We start from the raw sequence: 21102 nt of genomic DNA, 5'->3' as shown, positions 1-21102 counted from the left end.
AATTTTCGCCCAGTTTGAAGGAATTGAAGGAGCTGCCATGACCCGCACTGGACTCGTCATCGTCGCCTCGACCCGCGCGGCCGCCGGGATTTACGAGGACCGCTCCGGCCCCATCGCCGTGGAGTTCCTGCGCCGGAAGGGCTTTGATACTCCCGACCCGGTGGTCGTCCCCGACGCCGAAATCGAGCAGGCCGTCGACACCGCCTTCGCAGCCGGGCACTCCGTCATCCTGACCTCCGGCGGCACCGGCCTGAGCGCGGACGACCGCACCGTCGAGGCCGTCGCCAAGCACCTGGAGCGCGAGCTGCCCGGCATCCCCATGGCCTTCTGGGCCAAGGGCCTGGAATCCGTGCCCACGGCCCTAGCCTCCCGCGCGGTAGCCGGGGTGACCGGCACGACCTTTGCCATGACCCTGCCCGGTTCTACGGGAGGGGTGAAGGACGGTTGTTCAGTCCTGGAAGAATTAGTGGTTCCCCTGGTTGACATGCTAGAAGGGACACATGAGCACTAACGGGGATCCGGATTACGTCCACGCCCAGACCGGCAAGGTCCTGGGCGCTTTCCTGACGCAACAGCCCCTGGAAGAACTGGTTGGCCCCGCCCGCGAGCAGGTTCTGACCCGGGCGATGGGCGCGGCGGTGACCTTCGATGGCATCGTCCGCGATCACGACGGCGGCCAGCGGGTCAAGCTGCTGACCTATTCCTCCCACCCCAGCGCTCAGGCGGAAATCGCCCGCATCGCTGGCGAGGTCGCCGCCGCGCACCCGGCGGTGCGCCTGTGGACCGCCCACCGCACCGGGCCGCTCCAAATCGGCGAGCTGGCCTTCGTGGTCATCGCGGCCTCGGCCCACCGCAAGGACTCCTTCGTCGCGGCCGCGGAGCTCGCCGACCGCGTGAAGGCCGAGGTGCCGATCTGGAAGGAACAGCTGCTGGACGACGACTCGGTGCAGTGGGTGGGAATCGAATGAGCATTAAACCGCCCGGCACCGATCCGCAGTTCAGCCCGGCGGAGGTCGCGCGCTACCGCCGCCAGCTCAGCCTGGCGGGCTTCGGCCGCGCGGCCCAGGCACGGCTGCGCGCGGGGCACGTGGCCGTCATCGGCGCCGGCGGGCTGGGCTCGCCCGCCTTGTTGTACCTGGCCGGGGCCGGGGTCGGCCGCATCACCGTCTTCGACGACGACACCGTCGGGGTATCCAACCTGCACCGCCAGGTCATCCACACCGACGCCGCGGCCCGCGCGAACGAGCCCAAGGCGGAGTCGGCCCGGCGGGCCATGCTCGCCCTCAACCCGACTGTCGAGGTCAACGCCGTCTCCACGCGCCTAAACGCGGACAACGCCGAAAAGCTGCTGGCGGATGCCGACGTAGTCCTGGACGGATCCGACAACTTCGCCACCCGCTACCTGGCCTCCTACGCCTGCGCGCGCCGCGGCATCCCGCACGTGTGGGCCTCCATCCTCGGCTTCGACGCGCAGATGACCGTCTTCTGGGCCGGCCGCGGGCCCATCTACGAGGACCTTTTCCCCACCCCTCCGCCGGCCGGGTCGGTGCCCAGCTGTTCGCAGGCCGGCGTGCTGGGCCCGGTGGTCGGCACCGTCGGCTCCGCCATGGCGCTCGAGGCCCTCAAGCTGCTGACCGGGGTCGGGGACCCGCTCATCGGCCAGCTCGGGTACTTCTCCGCCCTCAACGGGACCTGGGAATACATCCCGGTGAACGGTGATCCTGCCGTCGCCGATCGGGTCTGCGCGCACGGGCCGGTCACCGACGCCCCGGCCACGGAGGAGCCCACCGCCTCCTCGCCCGCGGCCTACCCGGACGTGCACGAAACCACCACCATCCCCGCCGGCGCGCTCGTGCTCGACGTGCGCAACCCGGACGAGGTCGCCACCTTCGCCCTCGAAGGCTCGGTGCCATGCCCCCTGCCCCGCCTGCGCGAGGGCTATATCCCGCCCGAGGTGACCGCCGCTCTCAACAAAGATCAGACCGTGGTGGTCCATTGCGCCGGCGGCGTCCGCTCAGCCGAGGCCGTCCACCTTATCCATGAGCGCGGGCTGACCGGCCCGCTCTACTCGCTGCGCGGCGGGATTGATGCCTGGTTAGATTCGAAGGGTTAGGGAAAATATCGACCTTTGCCGCCCCGGGCGCACGTTTCCCCAGGTGGGGTGTCGGAGAAAAGGACAGAAGTCGATATTTCCCCGAACCCCCGTTGGCGGAGACGGCGGGATCTGAACTACGGGGAGGTCTTTGCGCTGGTCGCTGGGCCGGTATTAGGTGGTACCCCCGGGTCGTTCCCTTTATCTTCCCCTTGGGGGCGACTTTTGGGGCCCGCGATAAAGGTGTGATCGACACCATAGTAATAACTACGTAAACCGGGTTGCGCATGTAGACCACATGGACTAATATTAATGGTGTAAGCAAAGAACACCGCAGAAAGGAAAAAACAAAATGCCCACCATCACTACCCTCACCGCCATCGCTACCGCCATCACCAAGACCACCCCCTTCACCCAGGATCCCGACCTCAACCCCAACGGCACAGACACCCCGCTGGTCGCTAATTTCATCGCAGAAACCCCCGCCGGCGACTTCCTCGACCTGTGGATTACTGACATGGAGCAGGACGAAAACGGCACGGTAGAAAGCGTCTCCGTGGAGCTAATGCGCGAGTCCGATGTGCTGGAGCGCGCAACCATCGGCTTCGACGGCTTCGGCGCTGACAGCCTGCCCACCATCGTCGCCGATGCCGCCGCCCAGTGGCACGCCGACTACACCGAGGAGGACTAAAAATGACCATCATCATTTCCGCAGAAAAGGCCGGCTTCACTCACGAGGCCACGGGCGAGTCGCTGGAGGAGCTGCGCAAGCAGCTCATCGACGAGGCCCTAGACAACAACAAAATCATGGACGACTGGCAAGACCAGGTGCAGGCGGTCTACCCGCTGGACGAGTTTGAATTGGATGAGGATGAGGTTTTGTTTACCCCGCGGCCCCTGGACGACGACCTGCTGGACGCCCTAGCCTGCAAAGTCTGGGACGTGCCCGCTGTGAGCTGGCGGCGAGTCGCACAGTAAGAACCCGGGCAGAGTAAAAACACGGGGAAGGAGAACACAAAATGAAGAATATCGACCAGCTCGCGACCGGTCTCAGTATCGCGCTAGACATGGACGAAAACGCCGCCCAAGCGGCGCTAGCCAGCTACATAACACAAACCGCCGAGATCGACGGGCAGGAAATTGACCCCGAGGCCATACCGGAGGACACGGCCGACTTTCTGATCGAGGCCGTGAAGAGCGCGCACCGTGCCGGGGATCTCGGCCTCCGGCAGCTCGCCCAGCTGGAGGAAGCCAGCAGTGATTACCAGCACGCCGTAGATACTGCGGATAGCCTGCGCCAGGTGCGAGACGAGGCAATCCGCGCCGCCGTAAGGGCCGGGGCGAGCAAAAAAGCAACAGCAGCAGCTGCGGACGTGTCCCGCCAATACCTAGACCGAGTGATAAAGCGAGGCTAGGCATGGAAGTCGGAGACAAGGACGGGTTCGGGAGATACGGAATCCTCGACGGGGACGGCCAGCGGATCATGTGCCATGAATGCGGTGCATGGAAGCGGTCGTTCGCTGGGCACCTGCAGACCCACGATTTAAACGCCGACGAGTATAAAAAACGCCACGGACTACCCCGTGGCCTACCGCTGGTAGCCGACGACGTGCGGGCCGTTATGTCTAAGAACGGTAGGGAACGGGTGGGGTCTGAATCGTGGAAGAAATTTGAGTCCCGCCGCGACCCCACATCAGCCTCCCACGCCCGAGGGTCGGACGCGTTCACTATGCGGGGCGTAGCCAAGCAAGCGCACATTGAAACTGCTAAACGTAATATTAGTGGTGTTCGGAAACCTCGACGCCCCTGCGTAGTCTGCGGTGACCCGTGTGTACCCCACCGGCCTGTCCCTACCTGCAGCGACCTATGCCAGAGGATCGCCCGTTACCGCCGATCTAAAACGTCCGCGAAAGCAATCCGCTGGAGGACGCTGCGGGAGGAGGGGAGAACGCTGACGAGTATCGCCGCCATGGACGGCTGCACGCACGTCAACGTGCGCCTGCGCCTCCAGCGACTCGCTTCCCACATGGGCGACGTCGAGGCCCTACAACGGGAGAAACCACAGGCGAAGATACTGCTCTGGGAGCGCCAGCCACCTACCCGTTGAGGACATCGGATTTAATATCATCCGGCAGGCGAGCATGGTCTAGGGCGTCCTCATACTGGCGCGAAATACGGCGGATCCCCGTGACGGCGGCCCAGTATTTGCGGCGGCTCGCCTCGATAGTCCGCTGCAGGGTATCCACGCGTTCGCGTAGGCCAATGATCATGTCGTCCTGCGCCTTAAGGCGCTTCTCCTGCTCGTCCAGGCGCTCAGTGATCCGGTCTGTAAATCCTGCCCAGTCAGGTTTATCTGCCTCGATCTCTTTAGCCCTCACGTTCGAGCGGGCGTTCGCCTTGGCCCCGAGGTATCCGAGGCCCGCGGCCGCCAGGGATCCTAGCAGGGCAAAAATTTCGCTACTTACCTCCACGATCCCGCGCCTCCTCCATCTGCGGCAGGCGCGGCACCTCCGTCATCCGGCCGCGACTGAATGCCCATAGGGCGAGGAGCGCGACCGACCCGTAGGAGAGGGCAGACACCCACCCACGGCCTCCTATGAGGGTGAAACTTGTCGCCCACAGGATATAGATGCCGATACTCGCGCCGACGGCTAGGGGGCGTAGGGGGCGGGCTGCTGCGGCTGTGAGGGCTAGTAGCCCAGCTGCTAGCCACACCCACGCCCAGGTGCTCGGGTCGGCGAGATGCTCCAGGAGGTGCGCTGCCCGCCGGTCGGTGTTGACCAGTGGGGGGAGGTAGGACACGCCGCGAAGTATGGTCGCGGCCCCGATGATGATGAGGCCTACTGAGTCAGACGTTAGCCATTTTGTCGGCATGTAGTCGCCCCTCCTAACGGTAGTGGGTCGGGCTAGTAGTATGCGGAGAATCGGGGCGTATTCGGCTCCGGCTCAGTGTGGTCGAGGTACCCCGCCTGCTGCGGGCTGGCCTGCACTGGCACACCGACGGGTTTTTCGTCAGACTCGCGGCCCGTGTTCACGGCGGCGAGGAGGCCGCCGACGAGGGCGGCGATACTGCTGGTCTGGCCTAGCCAGCTGTCTACCTGCTCGGGCTGGGCGACCCCTAGCACGGTCAGTACTAGGCCGGCGACGGCGACGACGACGTAGATCGCTAGGCGTATCCACCATGGGGTGCCAATCACTGCGCGGGGCTTCGGGGCGGATTTTCGGGCGTGGTTAGCCATTGATTTCCTCCTGGTTTTTCAGCAGCTGGTAAATGGACGGGAGCATATTGGCGTGAATGTCCTCAATCTTTCGGTCGTTTTCCAGCAGATACCCAATACTGGTATCCCGGTAGGCAGACTCTGGGTATCGGGACTGGAACTCGTGGGTTAGCTCATGATGGATTCGGCGAACTTTGTCGAGCAGCTCGCGCTGCTCAGCGTCGGTTAGTGCCATGAGTGGGCCTCCTGTTTTCTTCTTCTTTCCTGTGAATATGTGCTTCAGCTGGTCACGGGTGCCTCTAAAGGCGTTGACGTCGACAGGGAAATGACCAGCGACTTCACCGTTCGACCCAAATTGCAAAATGTCGGGCTTCCGGTCACCCAGGGGGTAGGCCCATCCGGGGTGATTCGCCCCGCCGTCCGCGTGGTACGTGGTGGAGGCAGGACCGCGCCGGTTCCACCCATAGTGGCTCACCCACAAGCAGCCCAGCCCCTGCATGGACGGCTCGCCGCCCGGCATACGCTCCCAGTACCACGCGCCGGAGTAGACGCCCGGGACACGGTATCCGCGCCGCTCCAATTCTCGTTTGGCCTCCCACACATCCTCACCGCGCAGAAGATAGTGACGCGGGTCGCTTGGTGGGAACCGGTTATCGACGCTCTCGACGTCAATCCACACGCCGAGGTCTCGGCGCCCGCCCATCTGCTGGTCGATGACATCCACCTGCTGGCTAATCGTCGTGCCCTCGGACGGGGCGCGCAGGTACCAGTAGGTCGAGACTAGGAGTCCCGCGCTCTCCGCGTCCTCCAGGTGGGAACGGAAGGTCGTGTCGCGGTAGGTGCCGTCGCACAGGCGGAGGATGGCAAAGTCGAACCCCTCCTGCTTGGTCTTGCGCAGGCTCATGCCATTCTGGTGCTCGGACACGTCCACGCCGTAAAGCAGGGGCTGTTTATCCTTCGGGGCCTGTTTGGGGGTCGTCTTGGGGGCCGCGCCGCCCGGCCACTTCGCCCCCTTCAAAACCGTTTCCATTGGGTCCAGGCGATTAGGCCCCGGCGGCGCCCACGCGTAGCGGTGCCACTCGAAGTGCAGGTGCGGGGCCACCCCACCGTTTGTATTCGAGTCCGGGTTAATCCGTGCGATGCGCTGGCCCTCCCGCACGGCGGCACCGGCGTTCACCTCCGGGATGACGTGACCATACACGGACGTGCCCCCACCTACATTCGCGTGGTGGTCGAGGACGACCCACTGGCCGAAACCACTAGCAGCGCCCGAGTGTGTGACCGTGCCGTCCTTCACAGCGTAGACCGGGTAACCACCTGAACCGCCGCCGCGCCCAAAATCCGTCCCCCAGTGCACAGTCCCCCACCGGGGGCCGAAACCAGACGTAACAAAAAATCCTTGACTCACCGGCATGGTAGCCATGGTCTAGACCTCCTGGAATAGTGAGTGGGCGGCGCCCGGGGCCCAGTCTTCTTGTGAGGTGTGCCCCTGTATTACTCGGTATCGGCGGCCCTCGTCGAGGAGTTCTTCACCAGCCAGGTAGGCCACGCCAGGCCGCCAGGTGGGCAGGGCGGCCTCCCCGCCCTCGGTATCATCGCTGGTCTCGTCCTCGGCTGGGGTGCCCACCCCCTCGTCCTGTTCTTTAATCTCTACCCAGTACCGCTCGTCGATGCCTGGTGCTCCTGGTTCCCACACGTTGAGCTTCTTTTTGGTGGGGTCGAGCACGTCACGCCAGACTGTGCCGTTGTGGCGAGTTTTGTCGCCGTATCGGTAGTGGGTGGACCCGCGTAGTGGGTGCCAGGGCTCCCAGGCGCGCACTTCCCCGCTTTCTTCTTCGGCGGGCTTCTCTACCAGCTCCGGGTGCTCCTCCGCGAGCTGCTGCGCGATCTTCGTCGCAGTATCCGCCTCGGCCTCCTGCCTGGCCTGCTCTGCTACCGGCTGCGCTTCCCGGCGGGGTTGTTCCTCCCCGTACATCCAACGCAAAAGATTAATAAATTTGTCGTTGTCGAGGGCTTGAATTTGCTGCTTAATCGTGTCCATAGTCGTGTCCTTCCTGGGCGCTTCTGCCCATGAAAATAGCCCCCAACCAGGCGCGGTCAAGGGCTAGAGTGTTGATTGTTATAGGGGGATGAAGACGACGCGGGCGGAGGCTGCTTCCCCGGACGCTTTCACAATGATCCTGTCCGAGGCGGTGACCTCCACAATCGCGATAGGGGCTAGCGCCGTGCTCACGTCGAAATAATCTCCATGATTCGCGGACTTTTCGGGCCGGACGTTCAACATCACGCCATCTGCGGTTGCGTGGCCGACCGTGAGGTACCTGCCGGGCGCCATGAGGCCGTAAGCGTACGATCCACTCTCCCTGCCGACCCCGTCCTGGTCTACGAGGTTTAGCCAACCGGTGTCTGGCTCCAGCGCGGTGAGTGTAGTGGGAGCCGGGGCACTGCGGGTGATTTTCTTAAGCGGCATGGTGCACCGCCTTACCTGCTAGGCGGCCCGCCAAATCCCCAGTCCCCACCCGTAAGTGAAGCCCTGCTTGGTGACCACGCCCGCAATGTTGATAGCTAAGCGCGGGGTGAATGTGTCGGTCATTTCGGCAGATACTGGGATATACGTCTGCCTCGCAGGGGCGAATCCCTTGGGGAGCGTAATATCGTCCTCGATCGACCCCAAAACTCGGAATTCGACCCATGGGCCGATTTTTGTGGCCTCCCAACCTCGACCAGAGATTTTGGTCGACAAATCGAGTTTCCTTAGCGGCATCTAGACCACCGCCCGCGTGGCTAGAGGGGTATGGCGATGACTGTGACCGGCTCCCCCGCTGGGGTTTGGTCGCGGAGGAACAGCCAGCCGGGTGTGACGTCGATGATCGGCGTTTGTACGCTGTCCCCGGATATGCGGAATGTGGGCTGCCGGTCGGGCCTGCTGTGTATGAGCAGCCATCGGCCACGCAGGATGTCGATCCCGTTGCCGCGAACGACGATGTCTTGCCCATGGCTGGGTGTGAGGGGGATATCCGAATTCGGCGCAGCTTGGCCCGACCCGGTGAGAATGACCGGCTTGTGGGCTGCCGTGGTGACGTGCTTGAGCCCCATTTAGCACCACCTGCCAGGATGGTGTGTGTGTGTGTGTGTGTGTCGCGTTAATGGTCATTATTATCACTCCCAAATGTAGACATTTCCCGTATCGAGCACGTGCACGTAGTCGCCTTTACGCAGGCCACTCAGCGCCTGCGCCTCGTCCTCGGTCTGGACCGTGATCGAGTTGTAGGGCGACGTCGCAAACCTCGCCTCCAGGCCCGTTACGTCAGACATGTCGTGCGTATGCCCATCTTGCGACAGCTTCTTCCACGACCCCCAACGCCCGGTCTGCGAACCACGCACGTATACGTCTTGATAATCCCCATAGATCGTGTATCGCTGGTACACCTGCGCGCCTACCGGGGGGTTGAAAACCTCCAAAAGGCCCGCAAGCCCCACCGGGTAATTCCGGCCCGTTGACGCATTCGCACTCCTATCCTGGGAGTACACCCCCTGGTCCGTTGCATCGTTCAAATCTTCCACCCCGAGGGATTGCGCCGTGCCGACCCGCTCCACAGCCTTAGCCGCTTCGTCAGCCGCAGCGGCACGCTGCTCAGCCACCTCCTCGGAGGTTTTCGCCGCCTCCGCCGACTCGGCCGCGTCATCGGCATACGTCTTAGCACTACCCGCTAGGCTAGCGACCTCCCGACTATTCTCACGAAATTCGTCAGCCACATCCCGATCTACAGGAATATGCAGGAAGCTGTGGCCGTCGACCTCAAGCATCGCCCGGCCCGTGCGGATGAAATCGTCGTCATCTACAAACCTGGTTTTCAGGGTCGTTGTGATCTCGCGATTAACCCCGGTTTCTGCCATACTGGCCCCTCCTAACGGTGGTGCGTGATACCCGCCAGAGTAGAGGCCGAGCGGCGGCGGTCAGCGCGCCCCGGGTCTACACCACCCATGAAATATTCACATTGCCGCCGGCCACCTGGCGCTGGTACTCGCCGGAGTGGTCACACATCGCCTCCACGACAATCTGCACGCCTGCCTCCAGTTCCTGCTCCGCCGCTAGGGTCATCGTGCGGCGGCCATTCCCCGCCGGGCCGAGCGGCCCGATAGAGTTACGGGAGATACTCTCCAGCCGGGTCGAGCCATTCTTCCCGTAGGCCATAATGCGAATCGCGTACAGCGCCCCCCTGTGGGCGTTCAGCCATGTCAGGTCCACGTTAATCGCGTAGGTCGAGGCGGTGGGGGTCGTGAATCGCGGCGCCACCGAGCTGTACTTCTGGTCGGCGGTTTGTGCTTCGATAGTCAGTCTGCGGCTGTGGGCGCGGCCCTCATCGACCCGGTAGTGGACAATAGCCGACGGGGCGCTAGACGCTTCCGAGAGGAGGAAGCGCCGTTGGGCGCCGACGTCCACGGACATCGTTCTGAATATGTACTCGCGGTTCTCCCCGCTTCCCCGGGTTACGGTCAAATCTACGATGGCTTTGCCCACCCATGACCCCTCAGCGACGAGAAAGTATTTGTAATAGCCGAAGCCGTAGGGTTCGAGCTCCAGGCTCCACGTCCCGTCACCCGGGGCGCCGACCTGCCACACCGAGCCAGACACCGCCGCCAACTGCGACCGCAGACTATCCAGCTGGCGGGTCATCGACTCAATCAAATCAGCCTGATCCTGCGCCGACGAATCAACCGCATCATTAATCTGAACCTGCGACTTCTCAAACGCGTCCCGGGCGTCATTGATTTCTTCTTGCTGCTGGTTGATTCGCTGCTGCTCCACCCAAAGCTCCTGCTGCAGCCGATCATTCTCCTCGAACAGCTTAAGAACATCCTCAGTGTTTTTGTTCCACTCGCTTTGCTTCTCGTTCACCAGGGCCTGCAGCGCCAGCTGGTCACGCACCAACCCGTCAAACTCCAGGTTCTCCTTGTTCAGGCTGTCCTGCGCCTGCAGGGTAAAAACAATAGCCTTAGCTAGGTCGTCGCCCTCCAGGCCGGCCCACTTCGTCCCTGCGGACACCCGACCCACCGCGTCGGCCATAGACCCCAGCAGGCGGCCCCCATCATTCAGGCCGGCCTCCATGTCGCGACGTAGCACAGCCAAATCAGCAGAAACTGCCCCTAGCTCCTCGTACAGGAGATCGCGGATCTTGCCCAGGTTCTCTTCCACACGATCAACCCCGGCTCCGATAGGCGATTTCTTTACGGTGTCGATCAGCTCAGGCTGGCCGAGGCGGCGCGGGGGCTGTAGGTAGGCCTTCGTGCTGGTGCGCTCCGCCGCCCGCAAGCGCTTTCCGAGGTCAGCCAGAACACCGTTCACCTGCCGCCCCAGGATCGGGGTCGCGGTAAACGGCGTGCTTGGGGTGTCGCGCACCTCGTACCCCATGATGACCTCCGACACGCGGGTATCCCCGTCCACAAAAGACACGCGGTCGCCGGGCTTCCAGCCGGGGATAATCCTCCCATCCTTGGCGTGCACATCATCCCCAAAAACAACGGTCTGGTGGTGCCCCGGGGTCAGTTTGATACTGGTCGAGCCTTGGGCCTGCGCCCACTCGCGGCCGATCTCAGACACGGGGTTCACCCCAGAGCTGCTCAGGTTCATGTACTTTTCCCGGAGGAAGAACGGCCCGGCGGCCCGAATATTCACCCGCCCGCCAATCGACGAGTAGGACACATCCGTTCCCTCGATTGTTGCGGCCGGCTGCGCGTCCACATCCACCCGCTCAATCATCGACGCGTCGCCCGTGTAGGCGCTAATCTGCCCGGGCTCCAGCTCACCCGTCACCCCTAGAGGCCGCCGGCCGAGGGCCTGCAGCCGCGAAATGGTCTGCTGGTCGAGCTGCCCACCGGCGATAATCATCGCACCATCGGCCCCGGTCTCGGTTGTAGACCAGGCGGCGAGACCACCGCCCGGGCTGGAGGAGAACACCACGCCGCGCCGGTCGCGGCCCGCGTGCTGCCACACTAGAACGCCAGGTGTTTGCTTCTGCGCCCGCCCCCGGGGCTCATACTGCCGCTGGTCGGCGTCAAAGTCGACCTGGTTGGCGAGTACCCACCCGCCGCCAGCGTGCCAGGCGAACGCCCGCCCGCCGTCAATGTACTGGTTTACCTCGTCCCACGAATTGAGGGTCCGGCCCGTCGGGGTAGTGAGGAGCCCCGAGGCGGCGGTGTCCGACAGTTCCGGCGCCGTCTCGGGCGTGAGGGTGCCGGACATAAATAGGGTTACGTGGTGAGGGCGCCCCGGGTAGTGCTGCTGCGCGTACGAGGCGATAGTGGCGGTGGGGGCGCTGAACACCCCGGCCCGGCCCTGCCCCGGGTCGGTGTAGTACCCGGCGGACGTCTGCGGCTCTACGTCGAACGGCAGCCAGCACACACCAACGGTCGCCTCCTCGGGGTTCTGCGGGTTTCCTACGATGTCGCGGTCGCCGGTGCCGCGCCACGAGTTGCGGGGCATGGGCACCGCAGTCTGCGCGGCCTTACCCGTTAGCCGGTCGTGGGTCTGCGCGTGCGGCCATGCTCCCGCCGCGAGCTGTTCGTCCTCCCACCGGCGCTCCAGGCCGCCCGAGTAGTGTTCTACCTGCGTGACGCCTGGTAGGGGGTCGCCGGGCATGAGTTTCCGCACCTCCACGAACGACGAGGAGCCAGCCAGGGGGTCGGCGAGCACGTCCGCCACATAGTCCTCGGTACGCACCTCCAGCTCCACCCGGTCGCCTTCGTCATCGATGACGACGTAGGTAGGCAGGCCGGTGCGGACAGCCCCCTCGGAGACGAGCTCACGGGTCACCGCACCTAGGCTGGCGCTCACCTCGCGGGCCGTGTCATCGGCGGCGGACACGACGGGGCCCCGGGCCAGCATGCGGTGAAAATGCTTAGCCTCGCTCGACATGCGGGCCACGACGTAGCGGGTTCCGTCGTCCCGCTGCCCCGTCTCCACATCGTCAACGTAGCCATCCCACCTGACGCCGTTAATCGCGAAACTCACGGGCACGGGCTGGTGCCGGGCGGCGCGAAGGCGGGCGGCCTGCGGGTGGTCGTCCTCCACCGTGATCGACGCTTTAGTCACCGTCCAGTCCGCTCGGCCCTCCACCGTCAACTCTTCCCACGGGGCTAGGGGCCACCAGGCCCGCATTCCCCCATCCCACACGCGGGCGTCGATCATCTCATGACGGGCGGCATGGTCGGCTACCATAGTCTGCTGGCCTCCGGGGTGTAGGTGATAGTGAGTGCGAAATCCTGGCCGGGGGCGGTGACCTCCACCTCCGGGTGCACCTCCCGGCGCGGCCCCTCCGGCGTGAGTGGCTCGGGCCAGAAGGGGACGACGGTGGAGAAGTCCGGCGCGCCCGCCAGGTTGGTAGCGAGCCGACGCTCTGGGTGCGAGTCGATGACCCACCCGCCCGGCCGATACGGCAGAGTTTGCCACTCGTCGGCAGCGGTCAGCCGGATACGAACCCCACTATGCTGGCCCTCGATCCGGAACCGGGGCCACACCGGCCGGTCGCCATCCACCGGCAGGGTCAGCACACCGAACTGGTCTGTGTGGTGGAGGGTCACAGACTCGGGGAAGCGGATCGACGTGAACCCAGCGAACTCAAGGATGACGGACAATTTCGCCAGGGGTGTGCTGCCCGGGCTGGTGTGCCAAGTAATCTTGCTGGCCTGCTGCAGCCGTACCCGCACCCACCGGTAACCATATTCGGGGCTAGTGACAACTAGGGTTGCGGGGGCCTGGCCTCGGCCCGCCTCCAGCTGGTCGAGGAGGTTATTCACATGCTGGCGGATGTGCGTCCCCTTGACCTCTAGCGGCAGGGTGATCGTGTTCGTGCCCCTAGCTGTGCCCCTCCACGCCCCGCTAGACGTATCCCACAGGTGATCCACGTCGAAGCCGCTCAGGCCCTCGGGGTCACCCTCCAGAAATATGCCCTCCCGGCACTCTAGGGGCCGTGAAATCGGGATCGGCTGCTTATCGCGGCCCCATAGCGTGATTCGGAACTTCCGGGCCCGGGCCCGTGTGGCCGTAATGCTGCTCATTTTTAAGCCTCCTGTTCGGGTTACTTGATCAGTTCGCGGCGCAGGTCATCCACCAGACGATCCGCACGGGCCCCGTTGACCGTCACAGCGCCGGTGAACTGCGTCCGCACCGTGGTCGTAGGCCCGGCGTTGGTGGCACTGTTGGCCAGCCGTAGGGTGGCCTCACGGGCCGCGACCTCGGCCGCCTGCTGTCCCACGACTGCTGCCGAGCGGCGGGCCGCGTCTACCGCGCCCGGCACCACGGCCCCGAGGGCTCGCTCGTAGTACCCATCCACCACGGTGTCCGGCAGCCCCTCAATTAGGCCGTTCTCGGCCGCTAGGGCGTCCGCTACGGTGTCCGTGACGCTCTCCACAAGGGGGCGACCAATCTGGGCGTTCAGCCAGCCCTGCTCTACATTCAGCGACGCCCAGTCCCCAACCTCCTGGTCGGTGACGCCGCCGAATCCGCCTTCGTTAGCGCCGATAAGGTCGCCGAAGAGCGAGTCTGCGCCCCACCCGGAGCCGCCGATGCTCATGAGTACCGACTGGTTATCCTTGTCGAGCTTGGCGTTCAGGCCGCCGAGCTGCCGGTTCTCCTGCTCATGCTCAGCCAGCTGATCTTCCATGAGGGCGGCGATGTCCGCGAGGTAGTTCCGCTCCTCACTTCGGTCAATCTCCTTTTCGAGTGTGACGCGGGCGAACTCCAGCTCCCGGCGCTGCTGCCGCCGGTCAATGTCCGATTTCTCCTTCTCGGCCTCCAACTGCGCCGCCTCAATCCGCTTATTCGACGCGTCCAGAAGGTTATCGAGCGTTGCGGTGATGTCCAGGGCCTCGTTACGCTTCCTCGCCCCGAGGAGCGCGCCGCCGCTGCCGCTAATCGCGTCGATAATCCCGACTATCGTGTCCCCGGCGATAGCCCCGCCGCTGCGCTGCGTCACCAGCTCCCGGATCGTCTTCTCCACCTCGGCCCGCACCTCGGGGGCAAGATTATCCAGCTCCTTTAGCGCGAGGTCGCGGTAGGCATCCATCGTGTTCTGCCCCTGTCGGCGCTTAATCTCCGCCTGCTTGCCGATCTCGGCGGCCTCACCAAAATTACTCCAGTTCCACGGAAGAAGGTTACCGATATTAGCGCCCTTCCCCACGGACTCAGCCGTCATGGCGTCGGCCTCGGCGATCTCCTTAGCGCCCTCAATGAAGCGCTCTAGGGCCGTAGCGCCGCCGATCTCGCCGGCCGCTAGGGCCTGAGCCTTCGCCAGGGCCTTCGTCGCGCTCGTCAGGCGCTCCATCTGGAACTGCGCCATGTCCTGCGCATAGGACAGTTCATCGTTGGCGTCGGCGACGGAGATCGCCATATTGAATTCGTTTTCGTTCATCTGGGCGCGGGCATTCGCCAGGCTAGCCTCGGCTACAGCCACGTCGGAGGCGCTGCGGATCGCGGCGCGGGTACCCGCGTCCGACATCTGCATGACGTTGAAGATGCCCTTCGTCCGCACCTCGGACAGGTCAATCTCAGCCGCGCCGGATACCTGCGCGGCGTCGTGACGGGTCATGGCCAGATCCCACTCGGCCTGCTGCATGTCCCGCAGGTCGGCCCGGCGCTGCTGCGCGGCGTCGCGCTGCGCCTCACGAACCTTATTCTCCGCCTCGGCGAGTGCCTGCTGCGCCCGGTAGGTCTTGTCCTGCGCGTCGGCCTGCGAGTCGGCGGCCTCCGCCACCATGTCTAGGTTCTCGCTCAGCTTGGCGAGCGCGTCACCTAGAATCCCGACGGAATCGGCGGCGGCCTGGAATCCGCCCGTGACCGTGTCCGTCACCCGGGTCAGCACCTTGTCGACGAGTTCGATAGCCCCGAGGATGGCGGCGACCTGAAGGCCGGTCTGCGCCTCGATGACCCGCGTTGCCGCGATCATCTTGTTGGCCCGGGCCTCCTTCAGCTTCTCCTCCGCGTCGGCGATGTCCTGCGCCGCATCCTCAGCCTTCGAGCTGCCCTTATCACGGGCATCCGCCAGCTTGTCCTCCGCGTCCTTGACCTTCTCGGCCGCCTTCTCCGGGTCGTCGGAGCTGGCTGCCTCCCGGCGCGCTTCAGCCAGATCGGCCTCGGCCTTCGCTACCTCGTCCGCGTTGTCGGTGGAGGTGCTGGCGGCTGCCTCGCGGGCCTCCTTGACGGCCTCCTCCGCCTCCTTAAGCTCCTCTGCGGCGGCCTTGTCCTCCTCGCGTGCCTTCTCCAGCTCCTCGTACGCCTCGATGGTCTGGTCAGACATAGCGATGTTAATAAAGAGCTCCTGTTCCAGCGCGCCCTTCACCTCGCGGACGTGCCCACCAGACAGACCAATTAGTCTGTCCGAAGCGCCTTCGCCGATGATGGTGCGGGCCGTGACGCCGGTACCGACGACGGGCTGGCCCCGGCCGATAGCCGAGATCGTCGAGTAGTCCAGGTCCCCATCCAGAAGGCCGCGCCATGCCCGGGCCGTGTCGGCGGGGGTGTCGGAGGCCCGCAGCAGATTACCGGCCGCCTCCTCAATGGTGCGGCCAGCCCGCAGGATCTGGTTGGAGAACTGCGGGAACATCTTAGCCAGCTCCACGCTGGCGGCCATCGCCCCGCTCGCCGTCCGCCACTGGTCGGGCGTGAGGATCGGCTCAGGCTCAGATAGGCCGTTGTAGGCCAGCGTGCCGGGCTGGTGCCAACCACCACGATCGTGCAGGGTCACGCCCCCGCCGCCGGCGCCGACACCATGACCACCGGCACCGACCCCAAGACCGCCGGCGAGGCTCAGGCCACCCATCGGGGCGGGCACGCGCCGCGACATGACCGGGGCGAGGGGCCGGTAGTGGTCGAAGGCGACGAGCTCACCGAGTGGAATCCACGCGTGATCGGTGTACTGGGGGTGGCTGGCGCCGGCTGCGGGCCCGCCGATCTGGCCGTTACCTCGGCCGCCGCCCATCTCGACGTTGGTGCCGCCGATGGTGCCGGAGGTGTGGCCGCCCCACGGGCCACCGTTGAACCAACCAATGTTGAACGACGTCGCCGAGGGGCCGAGGCCGGGGCGGAAACCCATAGCCGCGAGGGCCTCGCGCTGGTTACCGGTGGCGAAACGCCCCGCGAACGCGGACTGGCCGGTCGCGAAACGAGCCAGGCCGGCCATCGCGCCGGAACAATCGCCCCAGTTCACACCACCCCACACGTAGGGCGCACCCTCCAGGGAGCGGCCCGCCTGCTGCCCCCTGACGGACTGGCCGCCGGCGAAGGCGAGCAGCTGCTCCGGGGAGACCACGCCGCCGCGTGCCAGGCCGGGGGCCCGCTGCGCCCCCCGCTCCAGCATGTCGAGATTATCCAGCTTGGGGAATGTCCCCCGGTTGATCATGTCGAGCTCGCGCCGGTATTTCGGAACGCTCTTCGACGTGACGACGTACTCCCCGGCGTCTACCCTCACCAGCGGCATACCGGCGGCGTCTACACCGAGGAAACCGTCAGTCTGCCCGGTACCCGGCCCCGTGGTAGGCAGAGTGCCGCCCGCGATGGTGCCGCCCGTGGCGAGGCCCGGCACCTCCCCGCCCTTGGCGAGGCCCGCAGTGCCGTGCGCAACGATCTTGATCACGCGCTCGACCGGCATTCGGTTCAGTTCGGAGATCGTCGCGTTGATATTGGTCAGGGCCGAGGAATTATCCACGTCGGCGACGCTGGTCGACTTCGCCCCGCCGAGGGTTTCCAGCTCACCCATCGAGTGATCCGCCCCGGCCTGTAGGCCGCTGTAGTCCAGGTCGGAGGTGGGGACGGGGTGCTGCTCCCCGAGGGTGTCTAGCGTGCCGGTGGCCTCGTCTGCCGACGCCTCCAGGGGCGCGGCATCCAGGTCGGCGCTCGCCGTCACCCCCTCCTCGGTCAGGCCGGTGAGTGCCTCCCGCGCCTCGCCTGCGGCGTCCTCTAGGCCCTCGGTGTCCACGCCCACGGGGATCTGGTGGTCGTCCTCCTGTAGGGCCGTGAGAGCGTCGTTCACCTCCTCGGTGGACTCTAGGGCCGGGGCCCCGTCTACTAGTACCTCTGGCGCCGCGTTAGGTAGTGTTTCGAGCGCCCCAGCGGTAGCCGCGAGGCCTTCATCCGCCAGCGTGGTGTCCACAGTGACGACAGCCGGCTGGTCAGTCAGGGAGTGGATGTCCTCGTTCAGGCGCGCCAGCTCAGCGTCCGCCATCTCAGTGTCCGCGACGACGGGGGCGGTGCCCGAGTCGAGGCCATCACCGCGCTGCGGCGCGGGCACACGAGTAGGGGCCGTGGCCCCGATGGTGGAACCACCGGCGGCGAGCTTCGGAATCTGGTTGCCCGCCAGCAGGTTAATCGCCGCTTGATCCCGCCGGTTGATCGCCTCAATCAGCGGCAGGTACTGGTCAGTCGCCTCCGCGTTAACGACGTACTCGCCCCTGTTAACCCAGCTCACGGCCTGGCCATCCTGGTCAATCCCCAGAATGCCGTCCACTCGGTCAGTACCCGGGCCTGTGGTGGGCAGGCGGTACCCGCCCCCGGCCTCACCACCACCGGCGAGGCGGGGGATTCGGCCACCGTCGGCGCGTCCTATCCACTTTTTCGCCTTCATCGCGGACTCGATCACGTTGACCGTGACCGTGCGAACCAGCGGGATGTCGAACAGTTTTGAGCGGATGGATTCGAGTGTCGAGCTGGCGTTATCCTGCGCATTGACTGTCGGCGTCGCCGAGGATGCGTCCAGGGACTGGAGCTTGCCATCTACGATCTGATACCCGGAGTCGAAGGCCCAGCGATCCAGGTCAGCGCCCGGTCGGGCAGTCTCAGCCGTCAGGCGCGCCAGGTCACCCATAGAGATGTCCACGCCGTTTCGGAGCTTGTCGGCGATCAGCTTCGCCTCGGGGGAGGCCTCCGCCAGGTCGAGCTGGTCGAGGATACGCTGCGCCGCCGCCGCGTCCCCCCGGAAGCCTTCATCGGACAGCAGGATCGACGGCTCAATACCAAGCTCATTCAGCTGCCCGCCCCACTCCATGATGGTCTCAAGCTCAGAGAGCGCCGCGCCGGTATCCGCATCCACGGTGGCCTCAAAATGCCCGTCCGCGTACTCGTGGAGCTGGATCCCAACCTCGTCGAGGGCTTCGCGGGCCTCGTCGGACACCATACCCAGCTTGATGGTCTCGCCCTCGTCGAGCTCCCGCAGCTGCATGTGGAGAGACCCGAGCTCGCCCATGACCTCGCCGGCCCCGGCGATGTTCATGTACAGCTCGTACTCCTCCGGCAGCATGCCGTAGCTGCGGGCAAGTTCCTGCACCTGCTCCACGCTCAGGCCTGTGGCGTCGGCGAGGGCCTGCATGGTCGGCATGGCCTCGTCCCACGCCTCCCTGGCGTCCATACCGGAGGAGACGGCACTATCGAACGCGCCGCGCAGCGCAACCATCTGCTCGTTGAGGGCCGCGGCGTTCTCGGAGTGCACGTCCAGCTGGCCGTCCTCACCAAAGAGGGCTTGGCCGAAATCCCCCTCCTCGGCGAACGCTCCGGAGACTTCTTCGCCGATCTTTCGGATCGCGTCGGCGTACTCAAATGCGGCCTCCGTCGCGGACGACTGGATCAGCCCTGCGGCCTCCATGGACTGGCGCAGACCGTCGATCTGGCTAGCCGCGCCGCCTGAGGAGTCCGCGAGCTGATCCATACCGGCCGAGATGTCGAGGAATCCGTCATCTACCTGGCTTGCTGCCTGCTGGAGCTCCAGCATTTTACTGCGGGCCTGCTCAAACTGCCCGGCGATGAGTTCCCCGCCCTCGCCAGCGCCCCGCAGGTGGTCGAGGAGCTGGTCATACTCAGCCCCACCGGCCGCGATGATGGAATTAAGATCATCCATCGACCGCCCGGTGCTAGCCAGGTAGTCATCCATGTCCGCGTAGGCCGACTTCACAGCCTCGGTCAGGTGGTGGTACTCGTTATCGATGACGGCCGCGCCCTTAGCGAGGCCCGCCTGCGCCTCCACATTAGCCTCGGCGACCCGCCGGATCTCCCGGGTGAACTCGGTTGAGTCGGGGGCGGGGATCGTGTAGGCCCACCCGTCCATGTGGTCGTGCAGGGCCTTCAGCCCGGCGGTTTGCGTGTCAACGATCCCGGCAGCGAGCTCCTTAGCTTGGTCAGTGAGCTGCCCGTTAGCCTCGGCTACGGCTCGGGAGAAGTCCCGGTTTTGCTCCGCCGCACCGCTCATTTTCTCCCGGTACGTGTCGGCCGCCTCACTGGCCCGCTGGTGTGCGTCCACCATCTGCCCGATGGCGATACCTGCGGCGGCGATACCCAGCGTCCAGGGGCCGCCTAGGGCATTAACCAGGCCGCCGGCCGCGCCCTTAAGCTTGCCCATGGCGGTGGCGGCGACGCCGCCTTTACCGGCGAGCACGGTCATGCTAGCGCCGAGGGTACCCAGCTGGGGGTTCGCCGCCTTGGCGTAGCCCACCGCCTCCTTCATCGTAGAGCCGAAGCCCTGAATGCTGGTCACGCCGGAGGCGAAACTACTGGTGACTGCCTGCCCCATGGTGGTGCCGAGGGCCATGCTTGCGACCTTTGCGGCGACCATCGCGGATACCGTCATCTTGATAGGCTCCGGCAGCTTTTCCCACACACCTACGGCGGCGGTCACCCCATCGGTGAGGGTGTCGATCCCCTCCGTCAGCCCGGCGATAACCTGCGGCCCGTGCTGCATGACGGGCTTGAGGATCGCCTCGCCAAGACGGCCGACGGCCGCGCCCACGTTCGCGAGCGACCCCTTGATGGAGTTACCCATTTCCTTAGCCGCGCCGCCCATACCGTCGCGCATGGCGGCCTCGAAGGTCTCGAAATCAACCTTGCCGTCGGACACCATTTCGGACACGTCGCCGCTAGTGACCCCGAGCTGTTCGGAGAGGAGCTGGAGGACGGGCACGCCACGCCCCAGCAGCTGCAGCAGGTCATCGCCCTGCAGCTTGCCCCGGGCCGCGACGGAGTTGAAGATCAGGGCCATGTCCTGCAGGGAGGCGCCGGAGATGGCGGCGGTATCCGCCATCGTGGTCAGCACACCCGTGAGTTCTTCACCCGGCTCAATACCGGACGCCACGGCCGACGCGGCGGCCGACGCGGCGTCACCCAAACCGTAGGCCGTGCCCTTAACCGACTGCAGGGACGAGTCCATAATCTGCGATACGCCCTGCGCAGTGTGGCCGAGGCCCTGCAGCTTAAATTGGGCGTCGTCGATGGCCGTCAGGCGCCCCCACCCCTTGGTGAGGACGGCGCTCGCCGCGCCTGCTGCACCCAGCGCCGGGGCGAGCCCCTTAGCGGTGTCCACCACCTTGCCGAGCGCGCCGCTCATGGCCCCTACGCCCCCGGCCTGCCCCCCGATCTCGCTGGCCTCCCGTCCCGCCCGGTCGAGTTCGTCCGCTAGCTGGCCCGCCGCACCACTGGACGAGCTCAGGCTAGACACTAGCTCCCCGGGTACGCGAATGTTCTGCGCCGAGGCGGCAGCGTCATCCGCCGCCTTTCCGAGCGTTTCGGCACTATGTGCGGCGCTGTCGAGCTGCGCCCCACCCGTCGGGGCAACGTCGATCCGCTTGCCCGACGCCCGATCTGCGGCCTTCCCGAACGCCTCGGCCTGCGCCGTGGCTTGCTGCAGCTGACGGTCGAATTTGCTGGTGTCGGCCTCGATAGTGAAGCCGATCTTTCCGAGGTCCATCGCGGCCACCGTGACCACCCTCCCTAGCGGGTCATGACTAAACGTGCTTTTTCGTCAGTGTCGCACCACT

Annotated in this window: 17 protein-coding genes; 7 read left to right on the top strand and 10 right to left on the bottom strand. The window is 65.3% G+C overall.

What is annotated here, in order from left to right:
- Positions 1-37: 37 nt before the first annotated feature.
- The 7 genes from QQS53_RS00620 (at position 38) to QQS53_RS00590 (ending at position 4199) form a co-directional block, all read left to right on the top strand.
- Positions 38-511: a MogA/MoaB family molybdenum cofactor biosynthesis protein gene (locus QQS53_RS00620; RefSeq protein ID WP_472774067.1), complete on the top strand. Its 474-nt coding sequence runs from the start codon at positions 38-40 to the stop codon at positions 509-511.
- Positions 501-968, top strand: a complete 468-nt coding sequence (locus QQS53_RS00615; protein ID WP_472774066.1) for a molybdenum cofactor biosynthesis protein MoaE — start codon at positions 501-503, stop codon at positions 966-968. The genes QQS53_RS00620 and QQS53_RS00615 overlap by 11 nt, the downstream gene beginning before the upstream one ends.
- A complete protein-coding gene (locus QQS53_RS00610; protein WP_472774065.1) occupies positions 965-2113 on the top strand; it encodes a ThiF family adenylyltransferase in 1149 nt (382 codons plus the stop codon). The genes QQS53_RS00615 and QQS53_RS00610 overlap by 4 nt, the downstream gene beginning before the upstream one ends.
- A 331-nt stretch (positions 2114-2444) precedes the next feature.
- Entirely contained in the window at positions 2445-2783 is a 339-nt protein-coding gene (locus QQS53_RS00605; RefSeq protein ID WP_472774064.1) for a hypothetical protein, read from the top strand.
- 2 nt (positions 2784-2785) lie between these two features.
- Entirely contained in the window at positions 2786-3070 is a 285-nt protein-coding gene (locus tag QQS53_RS00600) for a hypothetical protein (protein ID WP_472774063.1), read from the top strand.
- Between the two features lie 41 nt (positions 3071-3111).
- Complete coding sequence (locus QQS53_RS00595; RefSeq protein WP_472774062.1) at positions 3112-3507, top strand: hypothetical protein; 396 nt, start codon at positions 3112-3114, stop codon at positions 3505-3507.
- 2 nt (positions 3508-3509) lie between these two features.
- On the top strand, positions 3510-4199 hold the full coding sequence (locus QQS53_RS00590) for a MucR family transcriptional regulator (protein ID WP_472774061.1): 690 nt from the start codon (positions 3510-3512) through the stop codon (positions 4197-4199).
- Here the strand turns inward: QQS53_RS00590 and QQS53_RS00585 are convergent.
- The 10 genes from QQS53_RS00585 to QQS53_RS00540 all read right to left on the bottom strand — a co-directional run bounded on the left by QQS53_RS00585 (position 4189) and on the right by QQS53_RS00540 (position 21032).
- Complete coding sequence (locus QQS53_RS00585) at positions 4189-4563, bottom strand: hypothetical protein (RefSeq protein ID WP_472774060.1); 375 nt, start codon at positions 4561-4563, stop codon at positions 4189-4191. The genes QQS53_RS00590 and QQS53_RS00585 overlap by 11 nt on opposite strands.
- A gap of 435 nt (positions 4564-4998) precedes the next feature.
- The gene (locus QQS53_RS00580; RefSeq protein ID WP_472774059.1) at positions 4999-5331 is read right to left on the bottom strand and encodes a hypothetical protein; all 333 of its coding nucleotides are present in this window, start codon (positions 5329-5331) and stop codon (positions 4999-5001) included.
- A complete protein-coding gene (locus QQS53_RS00575) occupies positions 5324-6724 on the bottom strand; it encodes a peptidoglycan DD-metalloendopeptidase family protein (protein WP_472774493.1) in 1401 nt (466 codons plus the stop codon). The genes QQS53_RS00580 and QQS53_RS00575 overlap by 8 nt, the downstream gene beginning before the upstream one ends.
- A gap of 12 nt (positions 6725-6736) precedes the next feature.
- Positions 6737-7351, bottom strand: coding sequence for a carbohydrate-binding protein (locus QQS53_RS00570; RefSeq protein WP_472774058.1), 615 nt, complete (start codon positions 7349-7351; stop codon positions 6737-6739).
- 78 nt (positions 7352-7429) lie between these two features.
- Entirely contained in the window at positions 7430-7780 is a 351-nt protein-coding gene (locus QQS53_RS00565; RefSeq protein WP_472774057.1) for a hypothetical protein, read from the bottom strand.
- Between the two features lie 314 nt (positions 7781-8094).
- Positions 8095-8406 carry a hypothetical protein gene (locus QQS53_RS00560; protein WP_472774056.1) on the bottom strand — a complete coding sequence of 104 codons (312 nt, stop codon included), beginning with the start codon at positions 8404-8406 and terminating at the stop codon, positions 8095-8097.
- Between the two features lie 63 nt (positions 8407-8469).
- Positions 8470-9207, bottom strand: coding sequence for a pyocin knob domain-containing protein (locus tag QQS53_RS00555; protein ID WP_472774055.1), 738 nt, complete (start codon positions 9205-9207; stop codon positions 8470-8472).
- Between the two features lie 76 nt (positions 9208-9283).
- A complete protein-coding gene (locus QQS53_RS00550; protein ID WP_472774054.1) occupies positions 9284-12529 on the bottom strand; it encodes a hypothetical protein in 3246 nt (1081 codons plus the stop codon).
- Entirely contained in the window at positions 12523-13368 is an 846-nt protein-coding gene (locus tag QQS53_RS00545; protein WP_472774053.1) for a hypothetical protein, read from the bottom strand. The genes QQS53_RS00550 and QQS53_RS00545 overlap by 7 nt, the downstream gene beginning before the upstream one ends.
- A 20-nt stretch (positions 13369-13388) precedes the next feature.
- A complete protein-coding gene (locus tag QQS53_RS00540) occupies positions 13389-21032 on the bottom strand; it encodes a tape measure protein (RefSeq protein ID WP_472774052.1) in 7644 nt (2547 codons plus the stop codon).
- Positions 21033-21102: the final 70 nt, after the last annotated feature.

Source organism: Corynebacterium sp. 2571A, from assembly GCF_055700935.1.
Note: the sequence above shows the minus strand (reverse complement) of the source record. Positions and strands in the feature narration are given on the sequence as shown.

What these genes read in the sequence shown, in the direction of transcription:
- QQS53_RS00620 (WP_472774067.1), top strand. Translation starts at nt 38, where the DNA reads ATGACCCGCACTGGACTCGTCATCGTCGCCTCGACCCGCGCGGCCGCC.
- QQS53_RS00615 (WP_472774066.1), top strand. Translation starts at nt 501, where the DNA reads ATGAGCACTAACGGGGATCCGGATTACGTCCACGCCCAGACCGGCAAG.
- QQS53_RS00610 (WP_472774065.1), top strand. Translation starts at nt 965, where the DNA reads ATGAGCATTAAACCGCCCGGCACCGATCCGCAGTTCAGCCCGGCGGAG.
- QQS53_RS00605 (WP_472774064.1), top strand. Translation starts at nt 2,445, where the DNA reads ATGCCCACCATCACTACCCTCACCGCCATCGCTACCGCCATCACCAAG.
- QQS53_RS00600 (WP_472774063.1), top strand. Translation starts at nt 2,786, where the DNA reads ATGACCATCATCATTTCCGCAGAAAAGGCCGGCTTCACTCACGAGGCC.
- QQS53_RS00595 (WP_472774062.1), top strand. Translation starts at nt 3,112, where the DNA reads ATGAAGAATATCGACCAGCTCGCGACCGGTCTCAGTATCGCGCTAGAC.
- QQS53_RS00590 (WP_472774061.1), top strand. Translation starts at nt 3,510, where the DNA reads ATGGAAGTCGGAGACAAGGACGGGTTCGGGAGATACGGAATCCTCGAC.
- QQS53_RS00580 (WP_472774059.1), bottom strand. Translation starts at nt 5,331, where the DNA reads ATGGCTAACCACGCCCGAAAATCCGCCCCGAAGCCCCGCGCAGTGATT.
- QQS53_RS00575 (WP_472774493.1), bottom strand. Translation starts at nt 6,724, where the DNA reads ATGCCGGTGAGTCAAGGATTTTTTGTTACGTCTGGTTTCGGCCCCCGG.
- QQS53_RS00570 (WP_472774058.1), bottom strand. Translation starts at nt 7,351, where the DNA reads ATGGACACGATTAAGCAGCAAATTCAAGCCCTCGACAACGACAAATTT.
- QQS53_RS00565 (WP_472774057.1), bottom strand. Translation starts at nt 7,780, where the DNA reads ATGCCGCTTAAGAAAATCACCCGCAGTGCCCCGGCTCCCACTACACTC.
- QQS53_RS00560 (WP_472774056.1), bottom strand. Translation starts at nt 8,406, where the DNA reads ATGGGGCTCAAGCACGTCACCACGGCAGCCCACAAGCCGGTCATTCTC.
- QQS53_RS00555 (WP_472774055.1), bottom strand. Translation starts at nt 9,207, where the DNA reads ATGGCAGAAACCGGGGTTAATCGCGAGATCACAACGACCCTGAAAACC.
- QQS53_RS00550 (WP_472774054.1), bottom strand. Translation starts at nt 12,529, where the DNA reads ATGGTAGCCGACCATGCCGCCCGTCATGAGATGATCGACGCCCGCGTG.
- QQS53_RS00545 (WP_472774053.1), bottom strand. Translation starts at nt 13,368, where the DNA reads ATGAGCAGCATTACGGCCACACGGGCCCGGGCCCGGAAGTTCCGAATC.
- QQS53_RS00540 (WP_472774052.1), bottom strand. Translation starts at nt 21,032, where the DNA reads ATGGACCTCGGAAAGATCGGCTTCACTATCGAGGCCGACACCAGCAAA.